This is a genomic window from Shewanella sp. SACH (assembly GCF_001887095.2).
Lineage (GTDB): Bacteria > Pseudomonadota > Gammaproteobacteria > Enterobacterales > Shewanellaceae > Shewanella > Shewanella baltica.
Genome location: NZ_MPDG02000003.1, coordinates 305,301 through 323,558, shown reverse-complemented (window position 1 = coordinate 323,558; position 18,258 = coordinate 305,301). Strand labels below are relative to the sequence as shown.

15 protein-coding genes are annotated in these 18,258 nt (G+C 47.2%); 3 read left to right on the top strand and 12 right to left on the bottom strand.

Features of this window, described 5'->3' with window-relative positions; genetic code table 11:
• The first annotated feature begins 622 nt into the window (after positions 1–622).
• Together BM607_RS15530 and fusA are read left to right on the top strand one after the other, a co-directional pair.
• A complete protein-coding gene (locus tag BM607_RS15530; protein ID WP_170927470.1) occupies positions 623–2,077 on the top strand; it encodes a diguanylate cyclase in 1,455 nt (484 codons plus the stop codon).
• 440 nt (positions 2,078–2,517) lie between these two features.
• Complete coding sequence (gene fusA, locus BM607_RS15525; protein WP_071940057.1) at positions 2,518–4,611, top strand: elongation factor G; 2,094 nt, start codon at positions 2,518–2,520, stop codon at positions 4,609–4,611.
• Positions 4,612–4,808: 197 nt separating this feature from the next.
• Here fusA and BM607_RS15520 read toward each other — a convergent pair whose 3' ends face one another.
• Entirely contained in the window at positions 4,809–5,696 is an 888-nt protein-coding gene (locus BM607_RS15520) for a LysR family transcriptional regulator (RefSeq protein WP_006086011.1), read from the bottom strand.
• A gap of 93 nt (positions 5,697–5,789) precedes the next feature.
• Here BM607_RS15520 and BM607_RS15515 point away from each other — a divergent pair, with 93 nt between their 5' ends.
• Positions 5,790–5,942, top strand: coding sequence for a hypothetical protein (locus BM607_RS15515; protein WP_006086010.1), 153 nt, complete (start codon positions 5,790–5,792; stop codon positions 5,940–5,942).
• A gap of 266 nt (positions 5,943–6,208) precedes the next feature.
• Here BM607_RS15515 and napB read toward each other — a convergent pair whose 3' ends face one another.
• The 11 genes from napB to BM607_RS15460 all read right to left on the bottom strand — a co-directional run bounded on the left by napB (position 6,209) and on the right by BM607_RS15460 (position 17,966).
• Complete coding sequence (napB, locus tag BM607_RS15510; RefSeq protein WP_071940058.1) at positions 6,209–6,640, bottom strand: nitrate reductase cytochrome c-type subunit NapB; 432 nt, start codon at positions 6,638–6,640, stop codon at positions 6,209–6,211.
• Positions 6,637–9,132, bottom strand: coding sequence for a nitrate reductase catalytic subunit NapA (gene napA, locus BM607_RS15505; RefSeq protein ID WP_071940059.1), 2,496 nt, complete (start codon positions 9,130–9,132; stop codon positions 6,637–6,639). The genes napB and napA overlap by 4 nt, the downstream gene beginning before the upstream one ends.
• A complete protein-coding gene (locus BM607_RS15500; protein ID WP_071940060.1) occupies positions 9,129–9,398 on the bottom strand; it encodes a chaperone NapD in 270 nt (89 codons plus the stop codon). Before BM607_RS15500 ends, napA begins: the two co-directional genes overlap by 4 nt.
• Before the next feature lie 252 nt (positions 9,399–9,650).
• Positions 9,651–11,294, bottom strand: coding sequence for a polymer-forming cytoskeletal protein (locus BM607_RS15495; protein WP_071940061.1), 1,644 nt, complete (start codon positions 11,292–11,294; stop codon positions 9,651–9,653).
• A 33-nt stretch (positions 11,295–11,327) separates the two neighbouring features.
• Positions 11,328–11,882 carry a prepilin-type N-terminal cleavage/methylation domain-containing protein gene (locus tag BM607_RS15490; protein WP_071940062.1) on the bottom strand — a complete coding sequence of 185 codons (555 nt, stop codon included), beginning with the start codon at positions 11,880–11,882 and terminating at the stop codon, positions 11,328–11,330.
• Between the two features lie 2 nt (positions 11,883–11,884).
• A complete protein-coding gene (locus tag BM607_RS15485; RefSeq protein ID WP_006086004.1) occupies positions 11,885–12,295 on the bottom strand; it encodes a hypothetical protein in 411 nt (136 codons plus the stop codon).
• The gene (locus tag BM607_RS15480; RefSeq protein ID WP_071940063.1) at positions 12,292–12,729 is read right to left on the bottom strand and encodes a GspH/FimT family pseudopilin; all 438 of its coding nucleotides are present in this window, start codon (positions 12,727–12,729) and stop codon (positions 12,292–12,294) included. The genes BM607_RS15485 and BM607_RS15480 overlap by 4 nt, the downstream gene beginning before the upstream one ends.
• Positions 12,730–13,110 (bottom strand): type IV pilin protein, encoded by a 381-nt coding sequence (locus BM607_RS15475; RefSeq protein WP_006086002.1) that lies wholly within the window; start codon positions 13,108–13,110, stop codon positions 12,730–12,732.
• 317 nt (positions 13,111–13,427) lie between these two features.
• Entirely contained in the window at positions 13,428–14,600 is a 1,173-nt protein-coding gene (locus tag BM607_RS15470; RefSeq protein WP_071940064.1) for a lipocalin-like domain-containing protein, read from the bottom strand.
• Entirely contained in the window at positions 14,597–17,266 is a 2,670-nt protein-coding gene (locus BM607_RS15465) for an ABC transporter permease (RefSeq protein WP_071940065.1), read from the bottom strand. The genes BM607_RS15470 and BM607_RS15465 overlap by 4 nt, the downstream gene beginning before the upstream one ends.
• Entirely contained in the window at positions 17,256–17,966 is a 711-nt protein-coding gene (locus tag BM607_RS15460; RefSeq protein WP_011847709.1) for an ABC transporter ATP-binding protein, read from the bottom strand. Before BM607_RS15460 ends, BM607_RS15465 begins: the two co-directional genes overlap by 11 nt.
• Positions 17,967–18,258: the final 292 nt, after the last annotated feature.

Sequence of the window (18,258 nt, the reverse complement as noted above, 5' to 3'; positions counted from 1 at the left end):
GTCGCGGGTTCGAGTCCCGTCCGCTCCGCCAACATTTCGATAAGCCCTAACAGCAATGTTAGGGCTTTTTCGTATCTGAAATTTATCTATTTTAATCGTCGCGGAACAGCATCCCTGCTTAACAGCCTAGCTCGACATCCATACCTCTCGTTCATGAGCTCATCGCTGCGTGATATTTCACCCGCCAGCATAAAGATGAAAGCCTCTACAGCAATGTAGAGGCTTTTTTCGTTTCGGCATTTTAGAAAATATCACTTTTGCCAAACCGATTGCGGGTTTGCTTTATCTTTATAGACAGGTACATCCTCGATATCACTATCAATTTATTGCGTCCTGTTAGGCTCATTAAAGCTGAAAGCCCAAATCTGAAATCTGAAAAAAAGTGATACGTTGCCTCAATTGTCACTTGCAGCGACGTTAACCTTCCTCACTCAAGAGGTTTTCTTTGCAGTCTATACACCCCTTATTGCGTTGCGCAGACACATATTTCAGCGTTTTGAACCGACTATTGATAAATAACCGCTACACACTCGTAATGATGGGAATTGGTATTATGCGGTTTTCACGTATACACTTTTTTTACATTCCCCATCGAGCGTCTGCTTTTAGGTTGAAACTATCAATGGAATTGCGTGGCTTATTGAGGTTATTGCCGCTATTGATGTGTATGCCATTTCTGGCTCATGCCGACAGTTTAGCGATGGCGAATGCCAAGCTTGCTAGCCAAGACGCTAGCGTTAGCATGACTCAGACAGTCCGTTATTGCGTTGATCCTGACTGGTTACCCTATGAAGGAATCCGAGAGGGTAAACATCTGGGTATTTCATCAGATTATATTGATTATATCGAATCGCATTCCTCCCTTAAGTTTCAGCTGGTGCCGACTTCCTCTTGGACCGAGACCTTATCTTTTTTGCAAAGCGGGCAGTGTAATTTAACCCCTATGCTGAATAAAACCCTGATACGAGAGACTTATCTGCACTTCAGTGATGTCTATTTCCGCTCGCCTAATGTATTGGTGTCACTTAAAGATCAGCCTTTCTTGCAAGGATTTGAGAATATTGGGGCGCGTACTTTAGCCGTGCCTAAAGGTTATCGTTTAGCCGAATATATTCAGCATTATTATCCTCAAATTGAGACGCTTACTGTGGCCAGTGAGCCAGCAGGATTGCAGTCGGTGCTGGATAAACGTGCCGATCTGTTTGTGGGATCGATGTTTTCGGTTAACTCCTACATTCAACAGACGGGATTTAATCATTTGAAAATAGCCGGTTGGGGCGGACCAGAAGATGAGTTGCGGATGGGGGTTGCCTATGGTCAAGAGTCCTTGTTACCTGTGATAAATAAGGCCTTAAATGCTGTGAGTGAGCAGGAGCGGATCTTGATTTATCAGAAGTGGAATAATGTGACTGTCATAGATGAGACTAACTATTCACTTGTTTATCAAGTTATCTGCGCGACGTGTTTGTTATTGCTAATGTTGGGGGCAAGAACTTACTTTATCAGCCAGTATAACCGTAGACTCACCGATAAGAATCAGCAGCTCGAAACCTTACGACAGCAGCTCGAGGCTTCAAATGCCGAACTCGAGTTTTTATCTACCCATGATCCCCTGACCAAGTTGTATAACCGACATTACTTTAATCGCCTTTTTATTAATAATGAGCAGCATGATCAATCTGCTAAAGCAGGCATGTGCTTGGTGATGATTGATATCGATTACTTTAAAGAGATTAATGACACGCTAGGGCATAACGTCGGGGATCGGATCCTTGAGCAAGTGTCGCAGGTGCTACAGCACTGTGTGCGTGAATCTGATGTGGTTGCCCGTTGGGGCGGCGAAGAGTTTGTGATCCTCTGCCAGCAGTCATCCTTACCCTTAGTTGAAAGCTTGTGTGTGCGGATAGCAGAGAGGATCAAACATTATCAATTTACTGACAATGTGCAGTTAACTTGCAGTTTTGGCGTCGCTAAGCTTGCCGATAACGAACCTATGATGTTGTGCTTTGAACGTGCTGATCGCGCGCTTTATCGCGCTAAAGCGCAAGGGCGTAATCAAATGTGCACCGACAAGTAAGTATTTACACAAGCGTGATTTGCCGTTATCTGAGCAAATGGCTTCCACTCAGTTGAATCAATGATGTCATCTTTATTTTAAAGAAAGGATTAACATTATTGCGCCAGCAGCAATGCATATCGGTTAATGTTCGATGTTTGTACTGACGATATGATAGAAATCCCTTGAAAATCGCCTTATCCCATTAGAATGCGGTTTATTTAACGATTTTTATCAATTGGGTGAAAAATAAGCTAAAGTGTTTTACTCATTTGTTTTAGTTCGTGTTTATGACCATTTTCTTAAATTATTACGCGACTTTATCGTGAAAAAGTAGTCTAGCCATTTGCGCCGAGAAGGGTTCCAATTTACAATATGCGCCTAAAATAATCTGATGTGCGGTGTGTCGGTGTTTGTCGCATACTCCGTCTACTTCTTAAACTACTCATTAAAGTTGAATCATGACCGAATTATCCAAATACAGAAACATTGGTATCTTCGCTCACGTTGACGCGGGTAAAACCACGACCACCGAGCGTATCCTTAAGCTAACCGGTAAAATCCATAAAATCGGTGAAGTTCACGATGGTGAATCTACCACTGACTTCATGGTACAGGAAGCTGAGCGCGGTATTACTATTCAGTCTGCTGCTGTAAGTTGCTTCTGGAAAGATCACCGTTTCAACGTTATCGACACCCCTGGACACGTTGACTTCACAGTTGAAGTTTATCGTTCTCTGAAAGTGCTTGATGGCGGTATCGGTGTATTCTGTGGTTCAGGCGGTGTTGAGCCTCAATCAGAAACTAACTGGCGCTATGCGAACGAATCTGAAGTTGCTCGTATCATCTTCGTAAACAAGTTAGACCGTATGGGTGCTGACTTCTTACGTGTTGTTAAGCAAACTAAAGACGTATTAGCTGCAACTCCACTGGTTATGGTTTTACCAATCGGTGTTGAAGACGAATTCACTGGTGTTGTTGACCTGTTAACTCGTAAAGCATACGTGTGGGATGATTCAGGTATTCCTGAAAACTTCGAAGTGTTAGACGTGCCTGCTGACATGGTTGACATGGTTGAAGAATACCGTGAAATGCTGATCGAAACTGCGGTTGAGCAAGACGATGCAGTGATGGAAGCGTACATGGAAGGCGAAGAGCCATCTATGGAAGACATCAAGCGTTGTATTCGTATTGGTACTCGTAAACTTGCATTCTTCCCAACATACTGTGGTTCTGCGTTCAAGAACAAAGGTATGCAACTGGTTCTTGATGCTGTTGTTGATTATTTACCAGCACCAGACGAAGTTGATCCACAACCACTGACTGACGAAGAAGGCAACGAAACTGGCGAATTCGCTATCGTTTCTGCTGATGAGCCATTGAAAGCGTTAGCGTTCAAAATCATGGATGACCGTTTCGGCGCCCTGACTTTCGTACGTATCTACTCTGGCCGTCTGAAGAAGGGTGATACCATCCTGAACAGCGCGACTGGCAAAACTGAACGTATCGGCCGTATGTGCGAAATGTACGCTGACGACCGTATCGAAATTGAATCAGCTCAAGCTGGCGACATTATCGCTATCGTGGGTATGAAGAACGTTCAAACTGGTCACACTCTGTGTGATGTTAAACACCCAGTTACCTTAGAAGCTATGGTGTTCCCAGAGCCAGTTATCTCTATCGCAGTAGCGCCAAAAGATAAAGGCGGTTCTGAGAAAATGGGTATCGCTATCGGTAAGATGATCGCTGAAGATCCATCATTCCGCGTAGAAACTGACGAAGATTCAGGTGAAACCATCCTTAAAGGTATGGGCGAACTTCACTTAGATATCAAAGTAGACATTCTGAAGCGTACTTATGGCGTTGAATTGATCGTAGGTGAGCCACAAGTTGCTTACCGTGAAACCATTACTCAAATGGTTGAAGATCAATACACTCACAAGAAACAATCTGGTGGTTCTGGTCAATTCGGTAAGATCGAATATATCATCCGCCCAGGTGAGCCAAACACTGGTTTCGTGTTCAAATCTTCAGTAGTTGGTGGTAGTGTTCCGAAGGAATTCTGGCCAGCAGTTGAGAAAGGTTTCGCGAGCATGATGAACACAGGTACTATCGCTGGCTTCCCAGTGTTAGACGTTGAGTTCGAATTAACTGACGGTGCATTCCACGCAGTTGACTCATCAGCAATCGCGTTCGAAATCGCTGCTAAAGGCGCTTTCCGTCAGTCTATCGCTAAAGCTAAACCACAACTTCTTGAGCCAATCATGAAAGTTGACGTGTTCAGCCCAGATGACAACGTGGGTGACGTGATCGGTGACTTAAACCGTCGTCGTGGCATGATCAAAGACCAAGTTGCTGGTGTAACAGGTGTTCGCGTTAAAGCTGACGTACCGTTATCAGAAATGTTTGGTTATATCGGTACTTTACGTACAATGACTTCTGGTCGTGGTCAGTTCTCTATGGAGTTCTCACACTACAGCCAATGTCCAGCTAGCGTAGCTGAGAAAGTTGTTGCTCAAGTTAAAGAACGTAAAGCTGCTGAAGCTAAGAAGTAATTCTTAACTTAACTAAGCTAATATTTTATTAGCTTAGTTAGCTAATAAAAACCGCTGTCGGCCTCTAGGCTAGCAGCGGTTTTTTTATGGGTGAGATCCAACGGTCATCATTAGTTACGGCTGACGAAGCTCCGGATCTCTTTGTTTAAAGTCCGTACCCCTTTGTTTAATAAAATGTCAGTTCTCGCTTTATCTTCTCAGCGTTCAGTCTTTTGTTTACTCAATTCGAGCAAGGCTTTGGCCGCGGGCGTTAAAGGTAAACTTTGTCGCCAAATGAGCGCCAGATCCCATGTCATTGCGGGTTGCATAGGTTTAAAGACTAGTTTGCTGGTGCTTAATCTATTGCAAATCGGCTCAGGTAAAATGGCGACGCCCATATCGGCTTCGACCATGGCGGCGAGGAAATCCCACTGACCGCTGCGAAAGGCAATATTGAGCTGAACACCTGCTTTGCGGCTGAGCCGATTGATCAACTTGGCGAGGGAGAAGTCTTCGTTATAGAGGATAAAAGGATAGGGTTGGAAGTCCTGCCAGTTCAAGTGGTCTTTTTCGGCTAAGGGATGCCCCTCAGGCAGGCATGCGAGTAAAGGGTACTTAGTTAGGGGTTGGTTGACGAGTTCAGTCTCATGGGTTGTGGGTAGCGCGGTAAAGGCAATATCGAGACTGTTATTGAGCAGGGCTTGCTCGCAGCCGAATCCGCCGTATTCATACATGTGTAGTTCAACCCCTGGATAACGTTTACGGTAGCTAGTGAGCAAGCCTATGATAAGGCTGCTCATCATAGGACATACACCCAGTCGTAACCGCCCCGATTTGAGACCGCTGAGGTTACTCATGTCCTCCTGCAATCTATGCCATTGGCCGAGGATTTCCCGTGCACTGTGCTCAAATAGTTGCCCCGCCTGAGTGAGCTCAACCTTTTGGTTATTTCGGATCAGCAGGGTTTCCCCTAGGCTCTCCTCGAGTCTTTGGATGATTTTGCTCAGTGTCGGCTGAGTGATAAAACATTTCTGCGCGGCGCGGGTAAAGTTTTCGGTTTCCACTAGGGTCAGAAAACACTGTAAGGTCTTGATTGGGATGTTCATGCTCAAATGGAATCCATATTATGGAATTTATTCATTTTACTAATGATGGCCTAAGTATTACTTTGACCTTGTTAACAAAACAGGGGAATACCGATGAAATCAAGTTCAAGTCTGTGGGTAGGTGCTTTGTGGCAGGCGGCTATGCCTGTGGCAAAAGATGTGCAAAAAGCAAAAGCGGCGCAAGTAACTAAAACGGCTCCAGCGGGTGATTTGCATAAAGCAAAACAACAAGTAAACCCAGCCTAGGCTGGGTTTTTCTTTTCTGCGTTTTAGATTCTGCTCTTATCTTCATGTCCCTCGATTCTCATACTGCCTTTCTAAATTTTCCTCAATCTCTCCCTTAGTGAAAGTACTGTTCAGCAACGGGCTCTTAACTCGCGATAGACGTTTAGTCTTATATTTACTTGAATGCTCATTACTGACTCTAAGGCTACTCATTAGGATAGGACGTTTAAATAGCAAAAAAGCCACCCTCATAAATTCGGGTGGCTTTTCTGTATGGGGATAGTGATTTACTTGTCGGAGAACTGATTCTCTACGAGTGGTTGTTTGTTTTCGGCTTGAGCGACGTGGCATTGAGTACAGAAATAGTTATGCCCGTTAACTGTGCCTTTATCGTCAATCACATGGGACTTAGCAACAGGCGTGGCTTTCATGCGTTTTGCCTTGTCCCAACTATGGCAGCTTAGACAGCCATTTTTATCTAAGGTGATCTTGTAATCGTCCTTATGTGGGATGAGCGGTGGTTGCTCGCTAAAGCTGCGCTCAATGGCGGTGCCGCGACTGGGATAAATCGCCATGGCATCGGCTGGGCGAATGTCGGTGATCGCCATGTTTCCTGCGAGGGATTGAATATTAACTGGCACTGCATTGATGTCGGCAGGCTGACCGGAACAGCCCGCTATGCCGATAAGTAACGCAGTTAAGGTGAGTATTTTTATCATTGGTTATTCTCCGCCTTGAAGACCTTCACTGGGCATTTTTTAAAGTCAGTTTCTTTTGACAGGGGATCGGTTGCATCCAATATCAGTTTGTTGACTAACTGGCGTGCATCGAAGAAAGGCATAAATACCACGCCGCGTGGCGGTTTGTTACGGCCTTTGGTCTCGACACGGGTTTTTACTTCACCCCGTGGTGATGCCACTATGACTTCATCACCGCGTTGTACACCGCGGGCTTTGGCATCTTCTGGGTGCATAAAAATCTGTGCGTCGGGAAAAGCGCGGTAAAGCTCGGGTACGCGCGCTGTCATCGAGCCTGTGTGCCAGTGCTCTAACACGCGGCCGGTCGACATCCACAAATCGTACTCTTCATTCGGCTCTTCGGCGGCGGGTTCGTAGGGCAGGGCGAAGATCACCGCTTTACCATCGGGTTTGCCATAGAATTTAAAGCCTTCACCGGCTTTGACATAAGGGTCGCTACCTTCAACGAAACGGCGCAGGGTTTCTTTGCCATCAACGACTGGCCAGCGCAGGCCACGGGTTTCGTGGTAACGGTCAAAGTCGGCTAGATCATGGCCGTGGCCACGACCGAATGTGGCATATTCTTCAAAAATGCCTTTTTGTAAATAGAAACCAAAGTGTTCGCTCTCATCGTTGAGCTCTGCTTTGCAATCCGATGTGGGGAACTTGTCGATCACGCCGTTGGCGAATAGCACTTCATATAAGGTTTTATCCGCATATTCTGGTTGCTTAGCTATCAACTCAGCTGGCCAGACCTCAGACACTTTAAAGCGTTTCGAAAACTCGACTAATTGCCACAGATCTGAGGTCGCGCCTTCGGGGGCTTTTACTTGCTGATGCCACATGTGGGTGCGGCGTTCAGCGTTGCCGTAGGCCCCTTCTTTCTCAACCCACATTGCCGTTGGCAAAATCAAATCCGCCGCCATGGCTGTGATGGTTGGATAGGGATCTGAAACCACGATAAAGTTTTCTGGATTACGGAAACCCGGATAGATTTCATCGTTGATGTTGGGGCCCGCCTGCATATTATTGGTACACATGGTCCAGTAGCAGTTGAGCTTGCCATCTTTGAGCATACGGCTCTGGAGTACGGCATGGTAGCCAGGTTTTGCGGGAATCGTCCCTTCAGGTACTTGCCACAGTTTTTCGGTAATGGCGCGGTGCTTGTCGTTGGTCACTTCCATATCGGCGGGTAAACGGTGGGCGAAAGTCCCCACTTCACGGGCAGTCCCGCAAGCCGAAGGTTGACCTGTTAACGAGAATGGACTGTTACCCGGAGTGGCAATTTTGCCCGTGAGTAAGTGGATGTTGTAAAGCATGTTGTTGGCCCACACGCCGCGAACGTGTTGGTTAATGCCCATGGTCCACAGACTCATCACTTTAACCTTAGGATCGGCATAGGCCTTGGCTAGTGTTTCTAATTTCTCGGGCTCCACACCACTCATCTTAGTTGCGTATTCCAGCGTATAAGTGCTGACAAACTTGGCGTACTCATCAAAGCTAATCGGTGTCGATTTACCATTGCCTGGATTTTTAGCTTTTTTCTCTAATGGATGATCTGGGCGCAGGCCATAGCCGATATCGTCAACGCCTAAGGCAAACTTAGTGTGTTTGCTAACAAAGTCAGTATTAACGGCTTTATTTTCAATAATGTAATTGGCAATAAAGTTGAGGATCACTAAGTCCGATTGTGGGCGGAACACCATAGGATTATCGGCTAAATCGAAGCTGCGATTTTCAAAGGTCGACAGCACATGCACGCGACAAGTTGGACTGCTTAAACGTCTATCGGATAAACGTGCCCATAGAATTGGGTGCATCTCCGCCATGTTCGCGCCCCAAAGCACAAACTGATCGGCGGCTTCTAAATCGTCATAACAACCCATGGGCTCATCAATACCGAAGGTGCGCATAAAGCCGCCCACGGCAGAGGCCATGCAGTGGCGTGCGTTAGGATCTATATTGTTGGTAAGGAAGCCTGCTTTATGAAGTTTAGAGGCGGCATAACCTTCCCAAATAGTCCATTGACCAGAGCCAAACATACCTACCGACGTTGGGCCTTTGGTGGCGAGACTGTGTTTCCATTTCGCGGCCATAGTATCGAAGGCCACATCCCAGCTGACTGGGGTGAACTCACCTTCTTTATGGTATTTGCCGTCTTTCATCCGCAGCAATGGCGTGGTTAATCTGTCCTTGCCGTACATGATTTTTGATAGGAAATAACCTTTAATACAGTTAAGGCCACGGTTGACTGGACTTTCAGGATCGCCCTTAGTGGCGACCACTTTGCCCGCTTGGGTGCCCACTAATACGCTACACCCCACACCGCAAAAGCGGCAAGGGGCTTTATCCCACTTGATACTGTCAGCTTGTTCGGCGGCTTCGACCATCTTAATGGGAAGTGTGACGCCAACGGCCGTCGCAGCGGCAACCGCTGCGTTGGCCTTGAGAAACTCGCGGCGGCTTATGCTCATAATATTTCCTCACTCTCTTGTACTAAGGGTTCTACTTGGTGGTAAATCAAGCTGGCAGATAACACGCCGGACAGGGCATTGATGGCTTCAATATTGTCAAGAATCGCCCTTTGGCTACTCCCTTCTAGGGTAACGACCAATTTTCCTTCGGGTGTAATTGCATGAATATCAGTACCCACTAATGCGCGGATATTGGCTTCAACCTGCTGTAAGGTTTTAGGCGTGGCATGCACCACAAGGCTGGTGACGTGGTATTCCTGACTCATAAGGGCTGACCTGTAGTGGCGTTAACTCGGTTGCTTAATATTAAAAAGGAAAGCAACCGAGTACTGATACTGGTGAGTCTAGACCTGATGAAAAATGTGGGTATACCTCACAAGAGGTATTGAAAGCGATAGTCGATCCGGATCAAAGTTTTGCGAGTGATCTAACTCCCAGTTTGAAATTTAAGCGGTGAGTTTATTGCTGATGAGGTTGTCGTACTTGGCCGTATATGGGATACGGCCAATAATTCAAGATTATAAATATTGCCAACCTTTAAGCACTATCGCGGGTGGAATGGCATTGTCACTGCCCAAATCGGCTTCGCCTAAGGCATTGTCATAATGGATCTTGCCATTGCCCGTGGCGGTAATGGATTTTCCTCTTACTGAACCGAAGATTTCGGGACCTCCGGGCAGATTGACTTTGGATTTAGGCGCATAAAGCGCGGCGTAAATCGGCACGCTTCCACTGACAGTCACATCTTTATTTGAACCAGAGTAAATCGCTAACGGCGGTTTATTGCTGCTGGTTAGGGTTTGGCTTTTAATGTTATTACCGCTGTTAGTACCCGCCGTAAAGGAAATCTCACCATTCACAAATAGCGTTAGGCTTGAGCCTGGGGCGATATTGAGTTGGTTTGCGCCACTCATTTTAAAGTCACCATTGATGATCAGTGTGACATCCCCACCGCTGATGTTTAATACACCATCGCTACTCATGACTAAACTGTCGAGATTAAATACTGGGGTTTCAGAACCGAAGATGTTCTCTGAACTTGAGGACAGGGCAGGAAACGCATTACTGTTACCTGAACTCGCAGTCGAGCCCGTTGGGGAAATGGTAACATTCTGAGTCGATGCAATTGTTCTCGCGCCATTGTTGGGCATTTTAAACCCTCCCATTACGGCACCAATATCTAATGGATCACAGGACTTAGTGGGAACGGGAGGGACATTAGGCGCTTGTTTCACTGCTTGGCCAATGCTGCTATTTTGATGAAAGGTACCATCGCCGCCATATTGAAGCGTCCCATTCACTTTGGCACCGGGAGCCGTTGATGCGTTGTTATTGGCTTGCACTGAGCCTTCAACTGTCCCACTGTACTTTAGCTCGAAATTCTGACCCGCAGCGATATTCCCCCCGACAGTACCTGTGCCTAAGATGACATCTTTATTGCTCTGAATATTGCCCATTAATGAAGATGAGCCTGTCAATGTAACATTTCCCGTTGCACTGACATCGCCGTAAATCGGCGAATTGCCCGACAAGGTTACATCGGCATTCGGTTCAACCGTCGTCACATTGCCTTTGCCATGCTTATTGAGTTGGCTGTTACCTTGAGCATTGTTGAAGCTATCGCCGTAGGCGCCTTTACGTGAGTCGTAACCATCGATTGTGCTACTGCCGGTGAGATTGAGGCTCTCGCATGAAACGATGGCATCGTCAAAAATGTTATTACCCTTTGCGCCTTTTAGGGCGAAGAGTGCATTGAGTTTGGCCTGACCTTCTAAGTGTTGCCCTGTGCTGTTGACGCTGAGTTCGGCGCTCGGGGTCACGGTTTTTGTCAACGTATAGGCGCTGCTGTCGATACTGCCTGAGGCACTTTTTGGCAGGCTGTCATTTAAGGAGGTCGTAGTGCTTTGGGGTACTTTAATTAAAGTCGCTTTGAGGGTGTTATAGCTTTCATACATGCCTTGTTCGGCGGTGAGTTGCGCATTGACTTGCTTCTGGAAATTCCCGCTCAGTCGCTCTTGTACTAAGTTATCTCGCAATGATGTCACGACTAATAAACTGGCTAATAGGCTGAAGACTAAGACGATAAGTAATACTGCACCCTTTTGCTTATTGATACTGCCGCGAGGTGGCGAAGCGTGAGCAAATGAACGTCCCGTGTGCATGTCTGTGCTTCCTTGTGCCTATGGCACTTGTTGTTAATTAATGGCTTGTTGCCAAAGGGGTTTACGCAGTGCGACCTGCAAGCTAATACCCTGACCATATTGCGTCGGCAAAGCTAAGGGCTTCAGATTGATACTGACGAGTTCACCAGCTTGCGAGAAGTGAGCCGCTTCTAGCCCGGTGAGGAGTGTTTGCGCGCCATCACCATCGTTGCAGGATAAGTTAGGTGCCATAAAGCTAAATGTTTCAATGTAATCAGCGGTTTTACTTTGGCCTAAACAGCTAATACTCGGTTGGCTTGCAGAGGCGCGCGTGCTTAAGACGAGTTCGTTAGCCGATACATTTGCGACGTCATCAGCCTGTTTGATGCTTTTACTGAGCGTTAGCGTGGCGTATCTTAAGGCGTCAGCGGCATTTTCTAGACGTTTACTTTCCTCAACGGTGGCCTTAAGTGGCGCAAAGAAATTGATCACAGCGATCATGATGATCAGCCCTAATACCATGGCAATCATCAGTTCGGATAAGCTAAACCCCGTTTGTCTTAAGGCGGGTTTAATGTGTCTCCATTGAGTGTGATGAGCTGAAATCACAGTTAGGCCTTACACAGATGGGGGAAACTGGCGTTAAGACTGACGCTATTATCGGTATCGACTCGACCATCTTGCCAAGTCACAGTAATTGCCATGTTGTCTTGATAAGTGGCGGGTAACACTAAGTCAAAGCCTACGGGGAAATCTTGGCTTAAACTGGCTCTAAAATTGATATCTTCGAAGCGGGCGGGTTGCTTTTGCACTTCGCATAACCTTGGCCAAATCTGTTCAATGACATTTTGCGCTTGCACTGTGGCAACTGTGTATTGAAAGCTATTGGTGGCATGTTGTAGCGATGATAGCTGCGCTTTTGCCAGTGCAAGCAATGAAGTGACTGATACCACGAGTGAGACTAAAACTTCTGTCATGGTAAAGCCAAGGTGTTTTTTACCTATGTGATTAAAGGCTTTCATGCACAATCCCCGCTCTGAAGCTGACTTTGGCCGCTCGGTAAAATGCATAAATTCATGTTTTCACCTTGACTGTTCGCCAATGAAATACTGGTTTTGGCTGTATTGCCCGTGGCACTGATGCTGATACTAACCAGTCCTGTTACAGTAACCCCACGTGTCGGGGGCGTAAAAACCTTCAATTCGTTATCGTCGCTATCTTTAATGACCCAAAGTCCCGCTTCTGTTGTCGTGAGGGTAATTGAAGTGCTGCGTTTTATCGCTTCGCTGCGGGCAAATTTATAGCTAGAGACCAATTCATTCGCGGCTGCGGTTAGCTGTTCACGTGCCATAACATCGCGGTACGAAGGGAGTGCTAAGCTGCCTAAAATACCGATAATCGCGACGGTAACCATAAGCTCAACTAAGGTAAATCCTTGACCCCACGTGTTCGACATTTAATTCGTCCAACAATTGGCAGCAGGAGTTCGCACGCCTTTCTGATTAATGCTTAAGGTACCACAGCTATCCGATTGGCGGCTGGTTGGGACTGCCGAGAGGGAGAAACTTAACTTGTCGTCCGCCGGTGTGTAGCTAAAAGTGTAGTAAGGACTGTTGGTTAAGGTTTGCGCAGCAGGATACTTACCTTGACGGGAATAATTGCGTTCTAATGCTTGCACGCTCGTCATCAAATATTGCTGGGCATCGAAACGACGACCTTGCTTTAGGTATTCGGAAAAAGAAGGGATAGCGATAGCGGCGAGAATGCCGATGATGGCTACGACGATCATGAGTTCAATTAAGGTAAAACCTTTCTCTATGCGGATGATAGAACTCATTCACAACTCCATTTGTGCTGGTTGATGCGTATTGCAGTTACTCATTAACGTGAGAGTTAAACTGTTATCTGTACGCTATGACAACGTTGTCATTTCAATTTATGATAATGTATTTGGGTTGACATTAAAATGCAACAATTGGTTGATTATTAGTCTTAAACTCGATCGCAAATAGGGTGTTATTGTGGGCTTGGTCACGTATTGCGTGTTGCGATGTCTTTATACAACAGCAGCTTAAGATCATTCTCTGAATAACTATCTTGTTATGTTACTTCGCGCTGACTTAGCATTTCTGGTTATAAGAACTATGTTTGGGCTCAATAGCCCGTCAGTTCCATATAACCTGTACCAGTATTGCTGCCAGAGAGTTGCACTGGGCCTTCCCAGTAGGGCGTCGATAATGGCATGGCGCTATTAGGATTGAGCGGGGTGATAGTGAGATCGATATTCTCGCTGGGGATTTTAACTTGCCAGCTGACGGGGTAGTCGCCATTGACTGTGTGTTGCCATTTAAGAGGCGTCATCTTAATGTCATTGGGATTGTCAGTGGAATTGATGTTGCGCCCAGTGCCATCGGCAAACATTCTTCTGGCGCTATAAAATGCCGAGATAGGGGTATTCTTTGCGGACTCTGCTGGAGACTGATCCCGTAGCTGAAACAACATCAGCGTCGAGCCATCGTTTAATCTGAGCGCGAACCAATCCCAGCCCTGTTGCGTTTTAGTGAGAAATTGCGAGCTCCATTCCCTGTCGAGCCAGCCTTGGCCTGTGACTTGCTCCACTTTGCCATTGCGGTTTATTTCACCTGAGATCTCAATAAAAGGTTGGCTGTAATAGTAGGAGGCCACTTGGCCATCGCGACTTTTAAGGCTATAACCGTTCGCGCCTTGGTATTGCAGTGGCGCTTGGCTGTTAAGCTTAAGTTGGTAACTAAAATCAGGATTCTCCACCGTTAAGGTGGCGGGAAAGAGTGCATTGGTTTGGCTCTGCCAATGCCAGTTGTCGAGGCGGATTTGATAGGGATCTAATTTTACTTCGGCAAACTCGCTATGACGGCGTGACCACTTTTCGTGGGCGAGGTGAGCATTACTCGAGGTTAATGCGCTATGGGCTAAATAAAGCTGCTGAGTCGCCCAAGTGGATTCACTTTTAGGAACCACATCTGTTGCTTGCAGATCTGTGGGTTTTAGGGCGACTCTAAACTGCGTCCACTGGGCACCGAGTTGCTCACCTGTTTCTGTAGTTAAATTGGCTGTCAGATACCACCATTCCTGGCGAAAGTTATTGTGCGCCAAGTGATCTCGCGGAAATTCAAATCTATAGCCGGGAACGACAGGGATAAAGGCCAAATCATATTGATTAGTCGAGGTTTTTCCTACCACATTGGCCATCGATTTTGACTGAGTATTTTGGGGAGATGGCGTTTTATCGCAGCCGCCGATCAGCATTAACCCAACCACTGCCCATACAATACTGAGTGTTTTCATCATAGGGTCTCCTGCTGCAGACTGGCGACCAGTGGTTTGCGAGTTTGCCAATACAGCGGCAAGAGCACGGCTAAGGTGCAGGTGGTTAAGGCAATCAATATTGCTTTGCCATAGGCTTGCCAATCCCAAATCATTTTTATCGTCCAGCCAAAGGCTTGCAAGGTGATCTTGTTGATAAGCAGGTAACCTAGCAGCGCACCTGTTGGCATAGCGAGCAGGCAAGTGATCAGCACTACAATCAGCATTTGCATAAACACCATACCGCGCAGCGCATTACGACTCACGCCTAAGGAATACAGTCGTGCCAGTGGCGCTTGCCGTGCCTGAGTTAACATTAAACAGGCACTAAAGAGGCCAATCGCGGCGACAATCAGCGTCAAACTATTCAGCACTAAGGTAATCGAAAAAGTCCGCTTAAACATGGCGATAGCTTGGGTTTTAATCTTAGTTTGACTGTAGATTTGCGCTTGCGATAAGCCTAACTCGGCAGCCAGTTGGATTTGCAGTTCATCGAGATCCGTTTCACTGATCTTGCGGCCTTGCTCTTTACCGTAAAAATTCGCCGCCAAGCTGATCGGCAGCACAGGTAATTGTGCCTTTTGCCATAATGCCTGGCTGATAATTACCTCGTTTCGGGTATTGCCGTGGTCATAATAAATGCCGCCGATAATGGCTTGGCTGTTACCGGTTTTCTTAAGCGCATCCAATGACACGCTATCGCCAAGCTGCAATTGATATTTAATGGCGAGGGGCTCGCTCACTAAGATAACGGGGGCGTTAAAGTAGGATTGCCACAGTGTAGGCAGGCTTTCTTTTAGGGCGCTGGTGTGGCGAATCGAATATTCATCACGGCTAAGTAGGCTAATTGGAATCGTCAACTCGCTTGAATTATCTGTCGATGTAGGGAGTGAAAGCTGGGCTTCAATTTGCCACTGCTGATAAAGACCGCTGACTCTAGGATCGTGCATCAGTTGGGTTTGAATCGTGTCGATGCGCTGGCTCGGTGGACGGATGTAGAGATCGGCATGCAAGCGGGTTTCTAGCCAAGTCCGCAGGGTTTGCTCGAAGCTACCCACTAGGGTGTTCATCGACACATTGGCACTGAGCGCCAGCAAGATTGCCATCATAGCCAAGGAGAGCGGTGCGATAAGCTCGCGGGTTTCGGCGAGCAGATATTGCCATAATCCGGGGCGTGCCAAGGGCATTAACGCACTGACGCCCCAATGTAATAATTGCGGCAACAACAAGGGGATCGCGATAGCGACGATACCGAGCAACACTAAGCTGATGTTATAGCTTTGACTGAAGGGAAACAGCAGCGCCGCTACGGTCAGTAAACCACAGGCTAAGGCAAATTGAATGCTATGAGTTTTGCGGTGTGCCTGCATTTGCTGATAACGATTCGCCCCTTGTGCCAATGCTTGGCGCGTAAGATCTAAATACAAGGGCAAGCAAGCGGCGAACGCAGCGCCTAAGGTGAGGGCAATTGCCTCGATAAGCCAAGTCCATTGCCAAATACCGGGGAGTAAGTGGGCGCCATACATTTGCTCTAAGGTCATGGCGACCATAGGTTGCAGCCAGTGGCTGAGTTGCAAGCCACTGATAAAGCCCAAACTTGAGCCTATGACAACCAACAAAATTAATTCTAACATCAGCGCCGTCATCAAGGCGCGGCGCTCGATTCCCTGTTGCAATAACTGCACTAACAGTTTTTGCCGTTTCATTAGGCTGTAGCGCACACCGTTGTAGGCGATAAAGAGGCCGACAACGAAGGCTAACATACTCATGGCATTGAGATTAAGGTGAAAACTGCGGGTCAGCGCTATTAGCGCTTGGCCTTGATCTTGCTGGCTAAAACTGGCCTTTTGCGGCGTGATGCCCAAAGCGTCGAGTTGGGATTTTAGTTGAGGTAAGTTTTCTCGCTCGCTGAACATGGCGATATAGCTTAATCGGCCTTGCATGTTCAGTAATTGCTGGGCGAGGGAAATATCGGCCAAGATGGCGCTGCCGAGGCCAAAATCATCATCAATTGCAATGACATCTAAGGTGTTATTTTCTAAAACAAGTTTACCGTCTGGCGCTACTTTTGTGGCGAGGCTGTGGCTCATTATTACTGTGGGGGCGCCGTTGAGGAGATCGGCAAGCGGTAACTCATTCATCTGCGGCGAGGTCGTTGACGGTGTTTCAGTCGAGGTGTTATTTCTCGATTTTTGTAGCGTTAATGCGGCAATCAGATCGCTGCCTTCCAGTTGCCAAAACTGACCATTCTTGCCGGAGATTTTGCCATTAACCACGGCGAGACTCTGACTTAATCCGGCCCGTCTTAAGGCGAAATAAACAGATTCATCTAAGGTGTTTTGTCCAAGGGGCGGCGTGAGTAACACATCGGCGCGCTGGCTCAAAAGCTCAGTCGCATCGGTATAACTGCGCACGGCATTGTCGTTGGTCGCTTTAACCCCAATCAGCAGAGTCACGGCCAAGGCGATACCGAGTAGAATCGCGCCCGCCTGCAAGGGCGCATGACGATAATGGGCGATAAACACCTTTAGGCTGAGCCACGTCAGCTTCAGCCAAGTTCGCTTAAGTCCAGTTTGCTTAAGTCCAGTCTGCCTAAGTTCTATCTGCTTAAGTTCTGTGGGAGTCGCCTTAGTGAGCGGTTTATTGTTCATAGATAGCGACTGCACCTTGGGATAAGTGCCAACGTTTTTGCATAAAGGCGGCGCACTCTTCGCTGTGGGTAACCATTAAGATACTGGTTTGGCTTTCCCGTGCCAGTTCACACAGTAATGCCATGACTTGCTTACCCGATACATCATCTAAGTTGCCTGTGGGTTCGTCGGCCAGCAGTAACGTCGGTTTATGGGCTAAGGCGCGGGCGATGGCTACGCGCTGTTGTTGACCGCCGGACAGGGCTTCAACTTGGCGGTGAAGTAATGGCATCAGTCCAAGTTTTTCAACCAGATAGTCACACCAAGCTGACCACGGCTGCGCGGTTAAACTTAAGGAGAAGGCGATATTGTCTTTCACGTTGAGTGGCGTGAGTAAGTTAAATTGCTGAAACACGACACCTAAGGAATTGCGCCTGAAACGGCTCCAATCTTTGTCTTGCCAAGTTGAGGTGGACGCTTGTTCTAGTAAGATTTCGCCCGAGTCTGGCATTTCAAAACCGGCGATCAGGTTGAGTAAGGTGCTCTTGCCGCTGCCGCTGGGGCCTGTAAGCGCCACAGTTTCGCCCCTGTGGATCTGCAGGTCAACCGCTTGCAGCACTTGATGATATTGCTCGCCATCGCGAAAGCACTTGCTGACTTGGTTAAGCTTGGCGACTGGGTGAAGCTTGTCGACAGGATTTGGTTTAGCGACGTCGGCCATTGAGCAACTCCTTTATATCCATTGGCGGCTTATGTGGTAAGCAGTGTTTCAAGCTGTGGCTGCAACATATCATGGGTGCAATTTAGCGTTGCAATCCCGTGTTCAAGATAAAGCATTTTCTATTCAGATAGATACTGATTTTTCCTGTAATGGGATCATAAACGGGATCACAAAACATAAATCGTCATTTGCCGTAAAAATAGTCAATTGAATTAAATCCTCGACGAACTGTGAGCAAACGGCTTGAGCTGACGCCGCGTTTGTTGCATTCTGTGCGTCCTGTTAGCTTGGG

Bases quoted from the DNA above. Each gene is read 5' to 3' on its own strand.
- BM607_RS15530 (WP_170927470.1), top strand. From the start codon at position 623: ATGGAATTGCGTGGCTTATTGAGGTTATTGCCGCTATTGATGTGTATG.
- fusA (WP_071940057.1), top strand. From the start codon at position 2,518: ATGACCGAATTATCCAAATACAGAAACATTGGTATCTTCGCTCACGTT.
- BM607_RS15520 (WP_006086011.1), bottom strand. From the start codon at position 5,696: ATGAACATCCCAATCAAGACCTTACAGTGTTTTCTGACCCTAGTGGAA.
- BM607_RS15515 (WP_006086010.1), top strand. From the start codon at position 5,790: ATGAAATCAAGTTCAAGTCTGTGGGTAGGTGCTTTGTGGCAGGCGGCT.
- napB (WP_071940058.1), bottom strand. From the start codon at position 6,640: ATGATAAAAATACTCACCTTAACTGCGTTACTTATCGGCATAGCGGGC.
- napA (WP_071940059.1), bottom strand. From the start codon at position 9,132: ATGAGCATAAGCCGCCGCGAGTTTCTCAAGGCCAACGCAGCGGTTGCC.
- BM607_RS15500 (WP_071940060.1), bottom strand. From the start codon at position 9,398: ATGAGTCAGGAATACCACGTCACCAGCCTTGTGGTGCATGCCACGCCT.
- BM607_RS15495 (WP_071940061.1), bottom strand. From the start codon at position 11,294: ATGCACACGGGACGTTCATTTGCTCACGCTTCGCCACCTCGCGGCAGT.
- BM607_RS15485 (WP_006086004.1), bottom strand. From the start codon at position 12,295: ATGAAAGCCTTTAATCACATAGGTAAAAAACACCTTGGCTTTACCATG.
- BM607_RS15480 (WP_071940063.1), bottom strand. From the start codon at position 12,729: ATGTCGAACACGTGGGGTCAAGGATTTACCTTAGTTGAGCTTATGGTT.
- BM607_RS15475 (WP_006086002.1), bottom strand. From the start codon at position 13,110: ATGAGTTCTATCATCCGCATAGAGAAAGGTTTTACCTTAATTGAACTC.
- BM607_RS15470 (WP_071940064.1), bottom strand. From the start codon at position 14,600: ATGATGAAAACACTCAGTATTGTATGGGCAGTGGTTGGGTTAATGCTG.
- BM607_RS15465 (WP_071940065.1), bottom strand. From the start codon at position 17,266: ATGAACAATAAACCGCTCACTAAGGCGACTCCCACAGAACTTAAGCAG.
- BM607_RS15460 (WP_011847709.1), bottom strand. From the start codon at position 17,966: ATGGCCGACGTCGCTAAACCAAATCCTGTCGACAAGCTTCACCCAGTC.